Raw genomic sequence first — 14,570 nt, forward strand, 5'->3', positions numbered from 1 at the left:
TCAAGCCTGGCTCGTGAGCTTGAGCCCCAGGATGCCCGCGACGATGAGGCCCACGCAGATCAGCCGCGCCGCGTTGGCCGGCTCATGGAACAGCACGATGCCCAGGATCACCGTGCCCACCGCGCCGATGCCGGTCCATACCGCGTAGGCCGTGCCCACGGGCAGCGAGCGCATCGCCCAGCCCAGCAGCACCACGCTGAGCACCATCGAGAGCGCCGTGCCGACCGATGGCCAGAGCCTGGTGAATCCCTCGGTGTACTTGAGGCCGATGGCCCAGCCTATTTCGAGCAGACCCGCGAAAAACAACACGACCCACGCCATGTGCGCTCCTTGAAAAGTTTCACATCTCCGGCCGTACGGCACGGTAGAGGGCACGCACGAAATCCGACTGAGTGATCATGCCGGTGAGCCGCTTTTCACTGTCGATGATGGGGATATGGTGATGGCCGCCCTCGGAGAACAGTGGCACCAGTTCGACCACCGGCCGGTCGGCGCTGGCCACGCGCACCTGGCGCGTCATGATCTGGCCGACCACCTCGGGCTTGTTCGACATCACGGTGCGAGTGGCGCGGATCAGGTCGCGCAGCTTGCCGGCGATGCCTTCGTGGTGCTGCAGGTCGAGCTGCCGGAAGAAGTCGGCCTGCGTGACGATGCCGACCACGCGGCGCGTGCGGTCGGTGACGGGCAGGGCCTTGATGCGGCGCTCGTGCATCAGCGCCCATGCCTCTTGCAGCGGCGTGCCGAACTCCACCGAGATGGGCTGGGCCGACATGATGTCTGCGCAGTGCAGCGTGCCCAGGCGCCGCTTGTACGACTCCAGCTCGGTCTGCTGGATCAGTGATTCGAGGTCGTCGCGGCTGATGTCCAGCACCTGGTTGTAGCGGGCCAGCACCGCGTCGATGTCGGCCTGGCTGAAGCGGGCGTCGGCCGCGGGCGGGCGTGCCACCTGCACGTGCGGATAGCGCCGGCCGGTGAGCGAGTTGTAGGCCACGCCGGCAAGCACCAGCAGCAGCGAGTTCGTGAAGGCGGGGAAGAACGCCGAAGAAAAATGCGTCGTGTGCGTCAGCACCGCGAGCAGGGCGGCCGCGCCGCCGGGCGGATGCAGGCAACGTGCCGCGAACATCAGCCCGATGGCGCCGCCGACTGCGACGGCGGCCGCCAGGGCCGGATCGGGAATCCAGTTCGCACAGGCAATGCCGACCAGCGCCGACAGCGTGTTGCCGCCGATGACCGACCAGGGTTGGGCCAGCGGGCTGGCGGGCACCGCGAACACCAGCACGGCGCTGGCGCCCAGCGGCGCGATCAGCCATACCGCGTTATGGCCCAGCACGCCGGCCAGCCAGCGGCACAGCAGCGCGGTGATCAGCAGGCCGAGTGCCGCGCCGCCCATGGCGCGCAGGCGCTCGCGCGCATCGACGGTGGTGCGGCCCGGCAGCCAGGCGCGCGCGTAGTTCAGGAATGAGGAAGCGAGGCGCATCGAACCCGTGCCTTCCGCCGCTTCAGCCTTCGGTGGCCACCCGGCGCCCGATGTCGGGCCAGCGGCCATGCAACCACACCCAGGCGACCAGGCCGATGGCGAGCATGCCCATGGAGGTCAGCGCCAGCGCGAGCGTCGAATGCATCACCAGCGGCGCGATCGCGCCGGCCACCACGCCGTTGGCGGTGGAGCCGATGACCGCCTGCAGCGACGAGGCCATGCCGCGCCGCTCGGGGTGCAGGTCGAGCACCAGCAGCGTGACCACCGGCACCATCAGCGCCCAGCCGAAGGCGAACACCGCCAGCGGCCACAGCGCCCAGGTCACGTGCGCCTGGAAGAAGGTGTTGGCCACCACGTTGACCACCGAGGTCACCAGCATGATGAGGAAGCCGTCGCGGATCTGCCGCTTCGGCGCCACCTTGCCGGCCATGCGTCCGCTGGCGCGTGCGCCGAGCATGATGCCGCCGATGGTCAGCAGGAAGAACCAGAAGAACTGCTGCGGCTGCAGCGCGAGGTGGTCGCCCAGGAAGGCCGGCGCAGCCAGCACGTAGAGGAACATGCCGTTGAAGGGCACGCCGCTGGCGAAGGCCAGCAGCAGGAAGCGCGGATCGGAGCACAGGTCCCAGTAACCGCGCATCAGGTGGCGCACCTGGAAGGGCTGGCGGTGGTCCTTGTGCAGCGTCTCGGGCAGCAGCTTGTAGTTGGCCGTGAACAGCACCACGCCCACGGCCACCAGGAACCAGAACACCGCATGCCAGCCCGCGTGCACGAACAGGAAGCCGCCCACGATGGGCGCGATGGCCGGCGCCACGCCGAAGTAGATCGTGACCTGGCTCATCACCCGCTGCGCCTCGGCGGGCGGGAACATGTCGCGGATCACCGCGCGCGACACCACGATGCCGGCACCGGTCGACAGGCCCTGCAGCCCGCGGAACAGCACGAGCTGTGTGATGGTCTGCGACAGCGCGCAGCCCAGCGAGGCCAGCGTGAACACCGCCAGCCCCCACAGCACCACCGGCCGGCGCCCGAAGCTGTCCGACAGCGCGCCGTGGAACAGGTTCATGAACGCGAAGCCGAACAGGTAGGCCGAAAGCGTCTGTTGCATCTCGGCAGGCGTGGCCCCAATGGAACGCGCGATGCCCGAGAACGCCGGGATGTAGGTGTCGATCGAGAAAGGACCGAGCATGCCCAGCACCGCCAGCAGGACGGCCAGCGCCCAACGCGGGGCCTGCCAGAGTTTGTCGGCGTCGGGATTCATGGATCGATGGAGGGCGGGAGAAAGAGGGGGTGCGCACGACACGCACCGAAGGGGTGCAAGCGTAGCAGACGCGCCGGGCGGTGGATGAAGCCGTGTGCCAGGGCCTGTTCGCCCTAAACTGCGCGGCTGAATGCCTTGAAGAAAGAAGGACAACGAATGGCTCAGGAGTTCTTGTCGATCACCAATGGCGAGCTGTGGCTGCGCGGCGGGGAGGCCGCGCCGGTCCAGATCGAATCGCCGTTTGCGCGTGAGCTGATCCAGCGCGAGGCCGACAGCCGCCGCACCACCTCCTGGAAGCACGCCGAGCGCGAGGAGTCGAAGGGCATGCTTTCAGGTGCCGCGCTGTGGGGCCGCGGTGGCGGGGGCGGTGCGATGGCACCGGCGCGCTTTCATCACGTCTGCATGGGCGGGCCGCGCACCATCTACTACGTGCTGAGCGTGGGACGCACCGTCGGCCTGTTCCGCTACGAGCTGGACGACAAGCGCGAGATACGGCTTTTCCATCGGCAGCAGACGCCGATCCTCGGCATGGCCTACGTGCCCGAGACCCGCCACCTGGTGCTGTCCATCGGGCAGCCCGATGGCACCGCGCAGCTGGAGGTGTTCGACGAGGAAGGCAATGCCAAGGGCGCCATCACCGGCGGCGACAGCCTCGATGCCGCGCCGGCCGTGATGCCGGGCGCGGCCTCGACCCTGGTCTACCAGTCGTGCGGCGTGGCGCGACATCCGGGCAACGGCATGGTCGTCGCGATGGCGCATTCAACGGTGAACTGGCTCGACTACAAGAGCGCCCAGATGGACAGCCTGCTCGACGACCCCGAGTGGGACTACATCGTTCCGCGCATCGCGGCCGATGGCACGCTCTACGCCATCCGCCGGCCGGTGGAGAAGCCGGCGCACGAGCGCGCGGGCGGCGTCGTCAAGGACACGCTGATGATGCCGCTGCGCCTGGGCAAGGCGATCTTCGGCTATCTCAATTTCTTCTCGATGATCTACGGCAAGGAGCCGCTGCGTTCGGCCGGCGGCCCGCGCACGCCTGAGCTGGACCAGGACCTGGGCCAGTTGTGGCTGCACGGCCGGATGATCGAGCTGTCGAAGGTGCGCAACGACCCGCAGTACGCGGGCAACCTCGTGCCGGGCTCGTGGCAGCTGATCGCACAGGAAGGGCGGCGCGCCAGCCCGCGCGTGGTCGCGTCGCATGTCGCGCACTTCGATCTCGCGCCCGATGGCACGGTGCTCTTCAGCAATGGCTACGACATCTTCGCGTGGTCACGTGGCGAGCAGCGCAAGCTGGATCGGCAGGCGCTGGTGGAAGGTCTGGCGGCGCTCTGACCTGTGGCGCGTGCCCAGAGGCTGGGCCAACGGATCGCGCATCGACAAAAGAAAAGGCCCGGAACCGCGCGATGCGGTTCCGGGCCTTTGTCCTTCGAGAGGCGATACCGGCACTGCGACGGGTGCCGGGCCTCGGGCTTCAGAGCGTGTCGATGAAGCTGCGCAGCTTGTCCGAACGCGAGGGGTGCTTGAGCTTGCGCAGCGCCTTCGCTTCGATCTGGCGGATGCGTTCGCGGGTCACGTCGAACTGCTTGCCGACTTCTTCCAGCGTGTGGTCGGTCGACATTTCGATGCCGAAGCGCATGCGCAGCACCTTGGCTTCGCGCGGGGTCAGCGAGTCGAGGATGTCCTTGACCACGTCGCGCAGGCCAGCCTGCATCGCGGCTTCGATAGGCGCCGTGTTGCTGCTGTCTTCGATGAAGTCGCCCAGGTGCGAATCGTCGTCGTCGCCGATGGGGGTTTCCATCGAGATCGGCTCCTTCGCGATCTTCATGATCTTGCGGATCTTGTCTTCCGGGATCTCCATCTTGGCGGCCAGGATGCCGGCGTCGGGCTCGAAGCCGAACTCCTGCAAGTGCTGGCGCGAGATGCGGTTCATCTTGTTGATCGTCTCGATCATGTGCACCGGGATGCGGATGGTGCGCGCCTGGTCGGCGATCGAGCGCGTGATGGCCTGGCGGATCCACCACGTGGCGTAGGTCGAGAACTTGTAGCCGCGACGGTATTCGAACTTGTCCACCGCCTTCATCAGGCCGATGTTGCCTTCCTGGATCAGGTCCAGGAACTGCAGGCCGCGGTTGGTGTACTTCTTGGCGATGGAGATCACGAGGCGCAGGTTAGCCTCGATCATTTCCTTCTTGGCATCGCGCGAAGACGACTCGCCTTCGTTCATGCGCTTGTTGATGTCCTTCAGCTGCGTGAGCGGCACCACCACGCGCGACTGGATGTCGGCCAGGCGTTGTTGCAGCTCTTGCACCGGCGGAATGTTGCGCGCGAGCACGGCGCTCCAGGGCTTGCCGGCGGCGGCCTGCTTCTCGACCCACTTCAGGTTCAGCAGGTTCGACGCGATGCGGTTGCCGTTCTTGTCGTAGCCGCTGAAGTCGCGGATGAACTCGTCCTGCGGGAAGCCGCACTTGTCCACGATGATGCGGCGCAGCTCGCGTTCCTTCTTGCGGACGTCGTCCACCTGCGTGCGCACCAGGTCGCACAGCTTCTCGATGGTCTTGGCCGTGAAGCGGATGGTCATGAGCTCGTCCGACAGGGCCTGCTGGGCCTTCTCGTACGCGGGCGTGCCGTAGCCTTCCTTGTCGTAGATCTTGTGGACCTTCTCGAACATGGCGGCGATGCGGTCGAAACGCTCGAGCGCGTCGCGCTTGAGTTCTTCGAGCTTCTTGGTCAGGGCCTTGGAGCCGCCCTTGCCGTCGTCGTCGTCTTCTTCGTCGAATTCGTCGAAGTCTTCTTCGGCCACGTAGTCGTCGGCCTCGTTGGGGTTCGAGAAGCCGTCCACGATGGTCGAGATGACGACCTTGCCTTCGCGGATTTCAGCGGCCAGGCGCAGGATCTCGGCAATGGTGGCGGGGGAGGCCGAGATGGCTTCCATCATGGCCATCAGGCCGCCTTCGATGCGCTTGGCGATTTCGATTTCGCCTTCGCGGGTCAGCAGCTCGACCGTGCCCATTTCGCGCATGTACATGCGGACCGGGTCGGTGGTGCGGCCGAATTCGCTGTCCACCGTGGACAGGGCCGCTTCGGCTTCTTCCTCGGCTTCTTCCACCGTGGTGGCGGTGGGCGCGGTGTTGTTCAGCAGCAGGGTTTCGGCGTCGGGCGTCTGTTCGTACACCGCCACGCCCATGTCGTTGAGCATGGTGACCACGACTTCCATGGTCTCGGCGTCGACCAGCTTGTCGGGCAGGTGGTCGGAGATTTCGCCGTGCGTGAGGTAGCCGCGGGTCTTGCCCAGCGTGATCAGGGTCTTCAGGCGCGAGCGGCGCTTGGCCAGGTCTTCTTCGGAGAGCACGGTCTCGTCGAGGCCGAACTCCTTCATCAAGGCGCGTTCCTTCGCCTTGCTGATCTTCATGCGCAGCGGCTTGACCTTCTCTTCGGTGGTCGTTGCAGCCGCCGGCTCTTCGCCGGCCAGGTCTTCTTCGATGTCCGACAGATCGATGTCGCTCTCGGCGGCTTCATTGCCGGCCTTCGGCTTGCGGCCGCGCTTGGCGCCGGTGGCAGGTGCGGCAGCGCCGGCGGCCTTGGGCGGGCGGCCGACTTTCTTGGCGGCGGGGGCGGCAGCAACCGTCTTGGCGGCAGCTTTTTTGGGATCGTCGAGAGAGGTCGATTTCGTGGGCACGGTTTTCACTTTCGTTGCGGCTGCCGGTTTGGACGCGGCGGCACCCGTCTTAGTTGCTGGCTTCGCGCCGGCTTTCAACGGTTTTTCTGTTGCGGGCTTGGTGGCGACGCTTTTGGCAAGTGAAATGGCAGGCTTCTTTGAACTGGGCATACGACCTCGTTACGGCAAGAAAAGACAAGCGGAATCACAGGCGCGCCGTCCTTTGGACAACGCCACCACAGCCCGTGCACAGGCACGGACAAAACAATTGGGAAAGAGGAAGTAATTCCTCAACAGGCAAGATGTCGGGCGAACATTTGGTATGCAGTCCTTGCGGTTATTGACCCTTTCCGCCGGAATTTACCGTTGGAGTGCGTTGCGCTAGGGGTCGGCCCGGAGGTGCTGCTGTCGCTCTTGCCTAATTTCGCCAGTTGCGAAGCCCTACATTATAGCGTGTTGCGGGAATTTCAAGCAGTTTCTGTACCGGAGGCGCGCAGGCGTTTGCGCAATTCCAATCGGCGTGCCTGGATGGTCCTAAAGCGCTCCAAGGCATTGGGATCTGTGCCAACGGTCGCAAGTGCCTCGTTTTCTTGTCTCTTAAGTAGTTCCTCGAGCATGAAGTCGAGCACGCTATTAAGTTCTTTGGCGGCGTCGGCCATGTGTTGTTCTTCTTCGCCTTCTGGAACCGGGCCGGCTTCGGAGACGCTCATCAGCCGTTGGGCCAGGCCCTCGAAGTCCAGCCCGCGCATGCCTTCGCGCAAAGCTGCCCACGGTTGGACGCCGTGTTCGTGCAGTTGGCTGTCGAGCCAGGTGAACAGCGCGCCGTGCGATCCGGGCAGGTCGCACAGCATCAGGTGAAGCTCGTGCGACAGCGCATCCCATTGCGCCATGTTCGACAGCAGCAGCCGCACCGCCACGTCGGGTCGGCTGGGTGGCGCGCCGCGTCCGCGCAGGGGCTCGATGGGCTCCTCGAACTTGCCGCCCCAGCGCTTGCCCTTGGTGAACTTGCGCTGCTGGAACTTGGGCTTGCTATCGCTTTCATAGCGAGGCGGCTCGAAGTCCTGCGGCGGGGGCATGTCCGGGTAGTAATCGCCATCGCTGCCCGAGCCGCCGCCACCGCCATGACCGGATGGCTCGCTATGGCGCTGCGGCGCGGGTGCGCCGCCGGCCTTGCGCGGGCCGGGCGTGGAGGCCCAGAGGTCCGACAGCGCGGGCGCGTCGAGCTGAACCAGCGTCGCGATCTCGCTCAGCAACTGACGCTTGAGCGCGCCGTCGGGCATGGCGCTCCAGAGCGGGCGCACGTTGCTGGTCATGTGCGCGCGGCCCTCGGCGGTGGTTAGGTCGCAGCCTTCGCGGGCGGCTTCGAGCATGAAGCGCGACAGCGGCGTGGCTTCGGCGACGAAGCGGGCGAAGGCCTCTGCGCCGTGTTCGCGGATGAAGCTGTCGGGGTCGTGCTCGGCCGGCAGGAACAAGAACTTGATGCTGCGCACGTCGGTGGCGTAGGGCAGCGCGCCGTCGAGCGCCTTGCGTGCGGCGCGCCGGCCAGCGGCGTCGCCGTCGAAGCTGAACACCACCGATTCGGTGAAGCGAAAGAGCTTTTGCACGTGCTCCGTCGTGCAGGCCGTGCCCAGCGTGGCCACCGCGTTCGGAAAGCCGAGCTGGGCGAGGGCGACCACGTCCATGTAGCCCTCGGTCACGAGTGCATAGCCACGGTCGCGGAAAGCGGAACGGGCTTCGTACAGGCCGTAAAGCTCCCGCCCCTTGCTGAACACGGGCGTTTCGGGCGAGTTCAGGTACTTGGGTTTTTCGTCGCCGAGCACGCGCCCGCCGAAGCCGATGCATTCGCCCTTGACGTTGCGGATCGGGAACATCACGCGGTCGCGGAAGCGGTCGTAGCGCTTGGCCTCGCTCTCGCTGAGCTGGCCTTCCTCGTTGTTGACGATCACCAGCCCGCTTTCGGCGAGCAACGGATCGTCGTAGTCGGGGAACACGCTGGCCAGCGCGCGCCAGCCGGCCGGTGCATAGCCGATGCCGAACTGCTTGGCCACCTCGCCCGAGACGCCGCGGCCCTTCAGGTATTCGATGGCGCCCGGCGCCTGCCGCAGATGCTTGCGGTAGGCGTCGCCCGCTTTTTCGAGCACGTCGCTCAGCGTGGCCTGCTTCTGGCGCTGGCTGGCGGCACGGGCACGCTCGGCGGGCGAGGCGTCGTCCTCGGGCACCTGCAGGCCGTACTGGCCGGCAAGGTCGTGCACCGCCTCGACGAAGCCCATGCCCGCGTGCTCCATCAGAAAGCCGATGGCGTTGCCATGCACTCCGCAGCCGAAGCAGTGATAGAACTGCTTCGTCGGGCTGACGGAGAAGGAGGGCGATTTCTCGCCGTGGAACGGGCACAGGCCCATGAAATTGGCGCCGGCCTTCTTGAGCTGCACATAGCGGCCGACGATCTCGACCACATCGGCGCGCGCGATGAGTTCCTGGATGAATGAAGCGGGGATGGTCATGTAGGCGAAGAGCGGCAAATCATACGCAAGCGGCTGAACGCCCACGGCCCGACGGCATACTGGCCGTGACCGGAATTCACGAATGAAGACGCCCAAACCCCTGCAACACGCCGCGCCGATGCTGCGCCATCCGCTTCGATTCATCTGGGATGCGCTCAAGGAATTTCGCGCCAACCAGGGGTTGCTGCTCGCGGGCGCGGTGGCGTACTACGCGCTGCTGTCCATCGTGCCGCTGCTGATCGTGAGCGTGATCGCGTTGTCGCACGTGATCGAGCAGGCGGAATTGCTGCGTACTATCGGCCGATATCTCGAATGGCTGCTGCCGGGGCAGTCGAAGGCCATCGTGGCGGAGCTCTCAAGCTTTCTGGACCATCGCGACGTGCTGGGCCCGGTGCTGCTGGTGACGATGATCTTCTTCAGCTCGCTCGCCTTCAGCGTGCTCGAAAGCGCGATGGCGGTGATCTTTCATCACCGCAAGGCCGACCACAAGCGCCACTTCCTGGTGTCGGTGGCGATGCCCTATCTCTACATCCTGTGCCTGTGCGTGGGGTTGCTGCTGGTCACGCTGGTGTCGGGCGCGTTGCAACTGGTGGGGCGCGAGAGCGTCGACCTGCTGGGGCGCAGTTGGTCGCTGTCTGGCATTTCGGGCCTGTTGCTCTACCTGCTGGGGCTGGGCGGCGAGATCTTCATGCTGACCTCGCTCTATCTCGTGATGCCCGCCGGCCGGATGTCGCTGCGCCATGCGCTGCTGGGCGGCATCACGGCCGCGCTGCTGTGGGAGGCCACGCGGCGCGTGCTGATCTGGTATTTCTCGACGCTGTCGCAGGTCAATGTGGTCTATGGCTCGCTCACCACGGCCATCGTGGTGTTGCTGAGCCTGGAGATCGCGGCCACGCTGGTGCTGCTCGGGGCCCAGGTGATCGCGCAGTACGAGCGGCTGGATCGTAGCGGCGGCACGAAGCCGCCGCCGCAACAACCCGCTCTCAGCGGGGAGGCAGGCGGATCGCTCCGTCGAGACGGATGACTTCGCCGTTGAGCATGTCGTTCTCGATGATGTGCTTGGCGAGCTTGGCGTAATCCTCGGGCGTGCCCAGGCGCGAAGGGAAGGGCACGCTGGCGGCCAGCGCGTCCTGCACGTCCTGCGGCATGCCGAACAGCATGGGCGTGCCGAAGATGCCGGGCGCGATGGTCATGTTGCGGATGCCGTTGCGCGCCAGGTCGCGGGCGATGGGCAGCGTCATGCCAACCACGCCGCCCTTCGAGGCGCTGTAGGCGGCCTGGCCGATCTGGCCGTCGTAGGCCGCGACCGAGGCGGTCGAGATCAGCACGCCGCGTTCGCCGGTGGCTTCGGGTTCGTTCTTGCTCATCGCGTCGGCGGCAAGGCGGATCATGTTGAAGCTGCCGATCAGGTTGACCGTGACGGTCTTGCTGAACACCGCCAGCGCGTGCGGGCCGTTCTTGCCCACGGTCTTTTCGGCCGGGGCGATGCCGGCGCAGTTGATCAGGCCGGCGAGCTTGCCGAGCTTCTGTGCAGCCGCCACCGCAGCCTGGCCGTCGGCTTCCTGGCTCACGTCGCACTTGACGAACACGCCGCCGATGTCGCGGGCAACGGCCTCGCCCTTTTCAGCCTGCATGTCGGCGATCACCACCTTGCCGCCGTTCGCGGCCAGCATGCGTGCCGCGCCTTCGCCGAGGCCCGAAGCGCCACCGGTCACGATAAAAACCTTGCCGTCGATCTGCATTGAAAGTCTCCTGAGATGAGCCGCGCATTATCGAAGACGCAAGGCAAAGGCCAAGAACACCGAGGAACCGGCTTTGCCGGGCCTCAGGTGTTGCCCCCGGTAGGGGGTTGGAGAAGCGACACGAAGTGCGCGTAGCCTGGGGGCGAGCAACAAGTGCGCAAAAAAAAGGCCTCATCCGAAGATGAGGCCCTGAATTGGATCCGTGAGGACCCAAGGAGACAACTGGTGGTGGTCGGCAGCTTAGCGCTTGCGCGAAGCGGTCGCGGTCTTGGCGGCGGCAACGGCTTGCGTCGACACGGCATTGAAGTTGGCTTCGGCGACGTCCGACGCTTGCTTGACGGCCTTCTGAACCGATTCGAAAGCGTTGTTGGCGGCAGCCACGGCGCTCTTCAGGACGGCAACGGCGGTTTCCGAACCGGCGGGAGCGTTCTTGGAAGCGCTGTCGACGAGGCCGACGAAGGCTTGCTGGGCTTCAGAGGCCTTGGCTTCGAAAGCCTTGGAGAACTCGGCGCCGGTGCCTTGGGCGATGTCATACAGGTGACGGCTGTAGGCAGCGGTCTTTTCGGCCAGGGGCTGGAACAGGCTGGCTTGCAGCGTCAGCAGTTCTTGTGCGTCCTTGACGCTCAGGGCAGCCTGGGCGGTGCCGGCGGCTTCAGCCAGGGCGGCCTTGGAAGCGGTCACGTTCAGTTCGACGAGCTTCTCGACGCCTTCGAAAGCCTTGGTGGTCAGGCCGAACAGGGTTTCGAGGTTTGCTTTTTGAGCGGCGAGGATTTGGTCAGCGGTCAGAGCCATTTGAGATCTCCAGAAGGGATGATTGAGTGGTCGATTCACGTTGCGCTGCCTCGTCGTTCATGTTGCGGTGCAGCATGGCCTCAAGTATAGGCAGCTGAGTTTGGCGAGCAAGGGGTTTTTGTTGCTCTGCAGCAATCTAGAGGCCGCTTTCTAAATCCGGACCGCACCGCGGAATGCCGGCATGCTCAAGGTGGCGGTGGTCGATCTCGATGCGCACCAGGGCAATGGCACGGCCAGCATCTTTCGCGACGACCCCAGGGTGTTCACGCGCTCGATGCACGGCCAGAAGAACTTTCCCTTCCGCAAGGAAGCGAGCGACCTCGATGTCGAGTTGCCCGATCCGCGTGTTCGACTGGGCCTGGCAGCGTCGCCTGCCGCTCGCCTTTGCCATGGCCGGTGGCTGTGCCAGCGATATCGCCGAGACGGTGCAGGTGCAGGTCGGCACCTTCAAGGTTGCCCTCGAGTACTGGCGCCGCTGGCAGAATGCCGCGCGATGAGCTCCGCCACCAAACCCACGCCGAACCACCGAAGCAGCTACCGCGCGTTCCGAAGCATCCCGACGCGCTGGGCCGACAACGACATGTACGGCCATGTCAACAACGTCGTGTACTACAGCTGGTTCGACACGGCGGTGAACGCGCTGCTGATCGAGCGCGGCGCACTCGACATCCACCAGGGCCAGACCATCGGCTTCGTGGTCGAGACGCAGTGCAACTACTTCGCGCCCATTGCCTTTCCGCAGACGGTGGAAGCGGGCATCCGCGTGGCACAGGCCGGGCGGTCGAGCGTGCGCTATGAAATCGCGCTCTTCGCTGAAGGCGCCGAGACCGCGGCCGCGCAGGGCCACTTCGTGCATGTCTATGTGGACCGCGTCACGCAGCGCCCCGTGCAATTGCCCGAAGCGCTCCAGCAGGTGGTCGATTCGCTGAAGGCCTGACGCAAGAAGAAAGGCGGCGCCCATGGACGCCGCCTTGGTGAGTCATCGGGTCGCGATGATTACTTCTTCATGGCCTTGATGTCGGCCTTGCCCTGGGCCTCGTCGGCCTTGGCCTGCTTCACGCAGGCGTCCTTGGCCGCGCCACTCTGGTCGTCGCACTTTTCCTTGGCGACTTCATAGGTGGCCTTCACCTTTTCTTCGGCCACCTTGCGGGCATGGCTGTCGCTCGGCTGGTATTGCTGTTCCAGCTCGGCCTTGGCCACGTCTTCCTTGCCCTTGGCTTCCTTCTGGCAGACGTCCTTGGCGTTGTCCTTCAGCGTGTCGCACTGGGTCTTGGCGACCTTGTAGTCGGCCTCGATCTTCTCTTTGGCGACCTTGTATTCGTCCTTGGTCATCGCGCTGGCCTGCGTGGCGACGAAACAGGTGGAGGCGAGGGCGAGCATGAGCAGATGTTTCTTCATCGGAATCTTTCCTTCGGAGTTGTTGAATTCGGTGTTGCTTCGGTGTGGCGGCAGCCACTCGGGCTGCGCTGCTTCATCACATCGATCAGTACTTTTCGAACCAGAGCGCGTCGGGCGTGCGGCCGTCGCGTGCTTCCCAGTCCTTGACCTGTTTCTCGGCTTCGTCGCGGCTGATGCCGTGGCGCTCCTGGATGCGGCCGAGCAGCTGGTCGCGCTTGCCGGCGATGACGTCGAAGTCGTCGTCGGTCAACTTGCCCCATTGCTCCTTGACCTTGCCCTTGAGCTGCTTCCAGTTGCCTTCGATGGTGTCCTTGTTCATGCGAATCTCCTTTGAGCGGTTGATTCGGCGGCCATGTCCGCCGCCGTGAAATCAATGTCGCAAGGGTGATTCCCCCTCACGGTAGGACGTGCTGTCCAGGCCCCGTAGGCAGAGGCCGACGCGCCCCGTGATAATCGATGCGACGCCGAAAGTTTGAGACACCGCACGCATCGCGTACCGCACCATGATCATTCACAGCCTGCTCGACACCGACCTCTACAAGTTCACGATGATGCAGGTCGTTCTGCATCACTTCCCGGGGGCCCGGGTCGAGTACCGCTTCAAGTGCCGCAACCCCGGCGTCGACCTGGCGCAGTTCGCGGGCCAGATTCGCGACGAGGTGCGCAGCCTGTGCTCGCTGCAGTTCCGCGACGCCGAGCTGGCCTACCTGCGGTCGATGCGCTTCATCAAGAGCGACTTCGTCGACTTCCTCGGGCTCTTCCGGCTCAACGAGAAGTACATCAACATCATTCCCCAGCCCTCGGGCGAGCTCGAGATCCGCATCAAGGGCCCGTGGCTGCACACCATCCTGTTCGAGATCCCGGTGCTGGCCATCGTCAACGAGGTCTACTTCCGCAACACGCAGAAAAAGCCCGACTTCGAGGAAGGCCGCCGCCGCCTCGAAACCAAGATCGCGCAGCTGCAGGATGCGGGCCTGTCCGACCTGAAGATCGCCGACTACGGCACGCGCCGCCGCTTCTCCAAGGACTGGCACGAAGAGGTACTGCGCACCCTGAACGGCAGGCTGGGCGCCGTGACCTCGCCGCCGGCGCAGGCCGCGCCCGGCGCGCGGCTGCCGCAGCTTGCGGGCACCAGCAACGTGCTGTACGCCATGAAGCTGGGCCTGATCCCGCTGGGCACCATGGCGCACGAATACCTGCAGGCCTGCCAGGCCCTCGGCCCGCGCTTGCGCGACAGCCAGATTTTCGGCTTCGAGAGCTGGGCACGCGAATACCGCGGCGACCTGGGCATCGCGCTGTCCGACGTGTACGGCATGAGCGCCTTCCTGCGCGACTTCGACCTGTACTTCTGCAAGCTCTTCGACGGCGCGCGCCACGACAGCGGCGACCCGTTCCAGTGGGGCGAGCGCATGCTGGCGCACTATGTGGCGAACCGGGTCGACCCGCTCACCAAGACGCTGATCTTCAGCGACGGCCTCACGGTGCCGCGCACCATCGAGCTGTACCAGCAGTTCCGCGGCCGCTGCCAGCTGGCTTTCGGCATCGGCACGAACCTCACCAACGACCTGGGCTACGAGCCGCTGCAGATCGTCATCAAGATGATCCACTGCAACGACCAGCCGGTGGCCAAGCTGTCGGACACGCCGTCCAAGAACATGTGCGAAGACGAAAAATATTTGGCCTACCTGCGCCAGGTGTTCGAGATCGAACAGCCGCCTGCCTGACCTCGGTCTGGTACGGTACGGCA

The 14,570-nt window shown here is 65.3% G+C and carries 14 protein-coding genes and 1 pseudogene; 6 read left to right on the plus strand and 9 right to left on the minus strand.

Going from position 1 to position 14,570, the window contains the following annotated elements; all coding sequences use genetic code 11:
- The 3 genes from sugE to ACGLHS_RS01920 are packed head-to-tail and all read right to left on the minus strand — an operon-like array spanning position 1 to position 2,735.
- Entirely contained in the window at positions 1–321 is a 321-nt protein-coding gene (sugE, locus tag ACGLHS_RS01910) for a quaternary ammonium compound efflux SMR transporter SugE (protein ID WP_394476365.1), read from the minus strand.
- 19 nt (positions 322–340) lie between these two features.
- Positions 341–1,477: an HPP family protein gene (locus ACGLHS_RS01915; protein ID WP_394476367.1), complete on the minus strand. Its 1,137-nt coding sequence runs from the start codon at positions 1,475–1,477 to the stop codon at positions 341–343.
- A gap of 22 nt (positions 1,478–1,499) precedes the next feature.
- Positions 1,500–2,735 carry a multidrug effflux MFS transporter gene (locus ACGLHS_RS01920; RefSeq protein WP_394476369.1) on the minus strand — a complete coding sequence of 412 codons (1,236 nt, stop codon included), beginning with the start codon at positions 2,733–2,735 and terminating at the stop codon, positions 1,500–1,502.
- A gap of 156 nt (positions 2,736–2,891) precedes the next feature.
- On the opposite strand from ACGLHS_RS01920, the gene ACGLHS_RS01925 reads away from it, so the two are divergent.
- Complete coding sequence (locus ACGLHS_RS01925; RefSeq protein ID WP_093236948.1) at positions 2,892–4,067, plus strand: hypothetical protein; 1,176 nt, start codon at positions 2,892–2,894, stop codon at positions 4,065–4,067.
- Between the two features lie 139 nt (positions 4,068–4,206).
- On the opposite strand, the gene rpoD is transcribed toward ACGLHS_RS01925, so the two are convergent.
- Positions 4,207–6,411 carry an RNA polymerase sigma factor RpoD gene (gene rpoD, locus ACGLHS_RS01930; RefSeq protein WP_394476372.1) on the minus strand — a complete coding sequence of 735 codons (2,205 nt, stop codon included), beginning with the start codon at positions 6,409–6,411 and terminating at the stop codon, positions 4,207–4,209.
- On the opposite strand from rpoD, the gene ACGLHS_RS01935 reads away from it, so the two are divergent.
- Positions 6,404–6,676: a hypothetical protein gene (locus ACGLHS_RS01935; RefSeq protein WP_256327145.1), complete on the plus strand. Its 273-nt coding sequence runs from the start codon at positions 6,404–6,406 to the stop codon at positions 6,674–6,676. The two genes, rpoD and ACGLHS_RS01935, sit on opposite strands and share 8 nt — an antisense overlap.
- 181 nt (positions 6,677–6,857) lie before the next feature.
- Here ACGLHS_RS01935 and dnaG read toward each other — a convergent pair whose 3' ends face one another.
- Positions 6,858–8,891, minus strand: coding sequence for a DNA primase (gene dnaG / locus ACGLHS_RS01940; RefSeq protein WP_394476374.1), 2,034 nt, complete (start codon positions 8,889–8,891; stop codon positions 6,858–6,860).
- An 82-nt stretch (positions 8,892–8,973) separates the two neighbouring features.
- Here dnaG and ACGLHS_RS01945 point away from each other — a divergent pair, with 82 nt between their 5' ends.
- Positions 8,974–9,915, plus strand: a complete 942-nt coding sequence (locus ACGLHS_RS01945) for a YihY/virulence factor BrkB family protein (RefSeq protein ID WP_394476376.1) — start codon at positions 8,974–8,976, stop codon at positions 9,913–9,915.
- On the opposite strand, the gene ACGLHS_RS01950 is transcribed toward ACGLHS_RS01945, so the two are convergent.
- Both ACGLHS_RS01950 and ACGLHS_RS01955 read right to left on the minus strand, forming a co-directional pair.
- Positions 9,875–10,633, minus strand: coding sequence for a 3-hydroxyacyl-CoA dehydrogenase (locus ACGLHS_RS01950; RefSeq protein ID WP_093236951.1), 759 nt, complete (start codon positions 10,631–10,633; stop codon positions 9,875–9,877). The two genes, ACGLHS_RS01945 and ACGLHS_RS01950, sit on opposite strands and share 41 nt — an antisense overlap.
- Before the next feature lie 240 nt (positions 10,634–10,873).
- Positions 10,874–11,425 carry a phasin family protein gene (locus ACGLHS_RS01955; protein WP_124463945.1) on the minus strand — a complete coding sequence of 184 codons (552 nt, stop codon included), beginning with the start codon at positions 11,423–11,425 and terminating at the stop codon, positions 10,874–10,876.
- Between the two features lie 169 nt (positions 11,426–11,594).
- Here ACGLHS_RS01955 and ACGLHS_RS01960 point away from each other — a divergent pair.
- A pseudogene (locus ACGLHS_RS01960) lies at positions 11,595–11,922 on the plus strand (histone deacetylase); the annotation flags it as partial.
- A complete protein-coding gene (locus ACGLHS_RS01965) occupies positions 11,919–12,362 on the plus strand; it encodes a thioesterase family protein (protein ID WP_093236953.1) in 444 nt (147 codons plus the stop codon). The pseudogene ACGLHS_RS01960 and the gene ACGLHS_RS01965, both read left to right, overlap by 4 nt.
- A 59-nt stretch (positions 12,363–12,421) precedes the next feature.
- Here the strand turns inward: ACGLHS_RS01965 and ACGLHS_RS01970 are convergent, their stop codons facing one another.
- Together ACGLHS_RS01970 and ACGLHS_RS01975 are read right to left on the minus strand one after the other, a co-directional pair.
- Positions 12,422–12,823, minus strand: a complete 402-nt coding sequence (locus ACGLHS_RS01970; RefSeq protein ID WP_093236954.1) for a hypothetical protein — start codon at positions 12,821–12,823, stop codon at positions 12,422–12,424.
- Positions 12,824–12,908: 85 nt separating this feature from the next.
- Positions 12,909–13,142, minus strand: coding sequence for a CsbD family protein (locus ACGLHS_RS01975; RefSeq protein WP_093236955.1), 234 nt, complete (start codon positions 13,140–13,142; stop codon positions 12,909–12,911).
- A gap of 184 nt (positions 13,143–13,326) precedes the next feature.
- On the opposite strand from ACGLHS_RS01975, the gene pncB reads away from it, so the two are divergent.
- Positions 13,327–14,547, plus strand: a complete 1,221-nt coding sequence (pncB, locus tag ACGLHS_RS01980) for a nicotinate phosphoribosyltransferase (protein WP_394476381.1) — start codon at positions 13,327–13,329, stop codon at positions 14,545–14,547.
- Positions 14,548–14,570 lie beyond the last annotated feature (23 nt).

The sequence above is a fragment of the Variovorax sp. VaC1 genome (assembly GCF_043658315.1).
GTDB lineage: Bacteria > Pseudomonadota > Gammaproteobacteria > Burkholderiales > Burkholderiaceae_C > Variovorax.

What these genes read in the sequence shown, in the direction of transcription:
- ACGLHS_RS01975 (WP_093236955.1), bottom strand. Translation starts at nt 13,142, where the DNA reads ATGAACAAGGACACCATCGAAGGCAACTGGAAGCAGCTCAAGGGCAAG.
- ACGLHS_RS01955 (WP_124463945.1), bottom strand. Translation starts at nt 11,425, where the DNA reads ATGGCTCTGACCGCTGACCAAATCCTCGCCGCTCAAAAAGCAAACCTC.
- dnaG (WP_394476374.1), bottom strand. Translation starts at nt 8,891, where the DNA reads ATGACCATCCCCGCTTCATTCATCCAGGAACTCATCGCGCGCGCCGAT.
- ACGLHS_RS01920 (WP_394476369.1), bottom strand. Translation starts at nt 2,735, where the DNA reads ATGAATCCCGACGCCGACAAACTCTGGCAGGCCCCGCGTTGGGCGCTG.
- ACGLHS_RS01915 (WP_394476367.1), bottom strand. Translation starts at nt 1,477, where the DNA reads ATGCGCCTCGCTTCCTCATTCCTGAACTACGCGCGCGCCTGGCTGCCG.
- sugE (WP_394476365.1), bottom strand. Translation starts at nt 321, where the DNA reads ATGGCGTGGGTCGTGTTGTTTTTCGCGGGTCTGCTCGAAATAGGCTGG.
- pncB (WP_394476381.1), top strand. Translation starts at nt 13,327, where the DNA reads ATGATCATTCACAGCCTGCTCGACACCGACCTCTACAAGTTCACGATG.
- ACGLHS_RS01945 (WP_394476376.1), top strand. Translation starts at nt 8,974, where the DNA reads ATGAAGACGCCCAAACCCCTGCAACACGCCGCGCCGATGCTGCGCCAT.
- ACGLHS_RS01925 (WP_093236948.1), top strand. Translation starts at nt 2,892, where the DNA reads ATGGCTCAGGAGTTCTTGTCGATCACCAATGGCGAGCTGTGGCTGCGC.
- ACGLHS_RS01970 (WP_093236954.1), bottom strand. Translation starts at nt 12,823, where the DNA reads ATGAAGAAACATCTGCTCATGCTCGCCCTCGCCTCCACCTGTTTCGTC.
- ACGLHS_RS01950 (WP_093236951.1), bottom strand. Translation starts at nt 10,633, where the DNA reads ATGCAGATCGACGGCAAGGTTTTTATCGTGACCGGTGGCGCTTCGGGC.
- ACGLHS_RS01965 (WP_093236953.1), top strand. Translation starts at nt 11,919, where the DNA reads ATGAGCTCCGCCACCAAACCCACGCCGAACCACCGAAGCAGCTACCGC.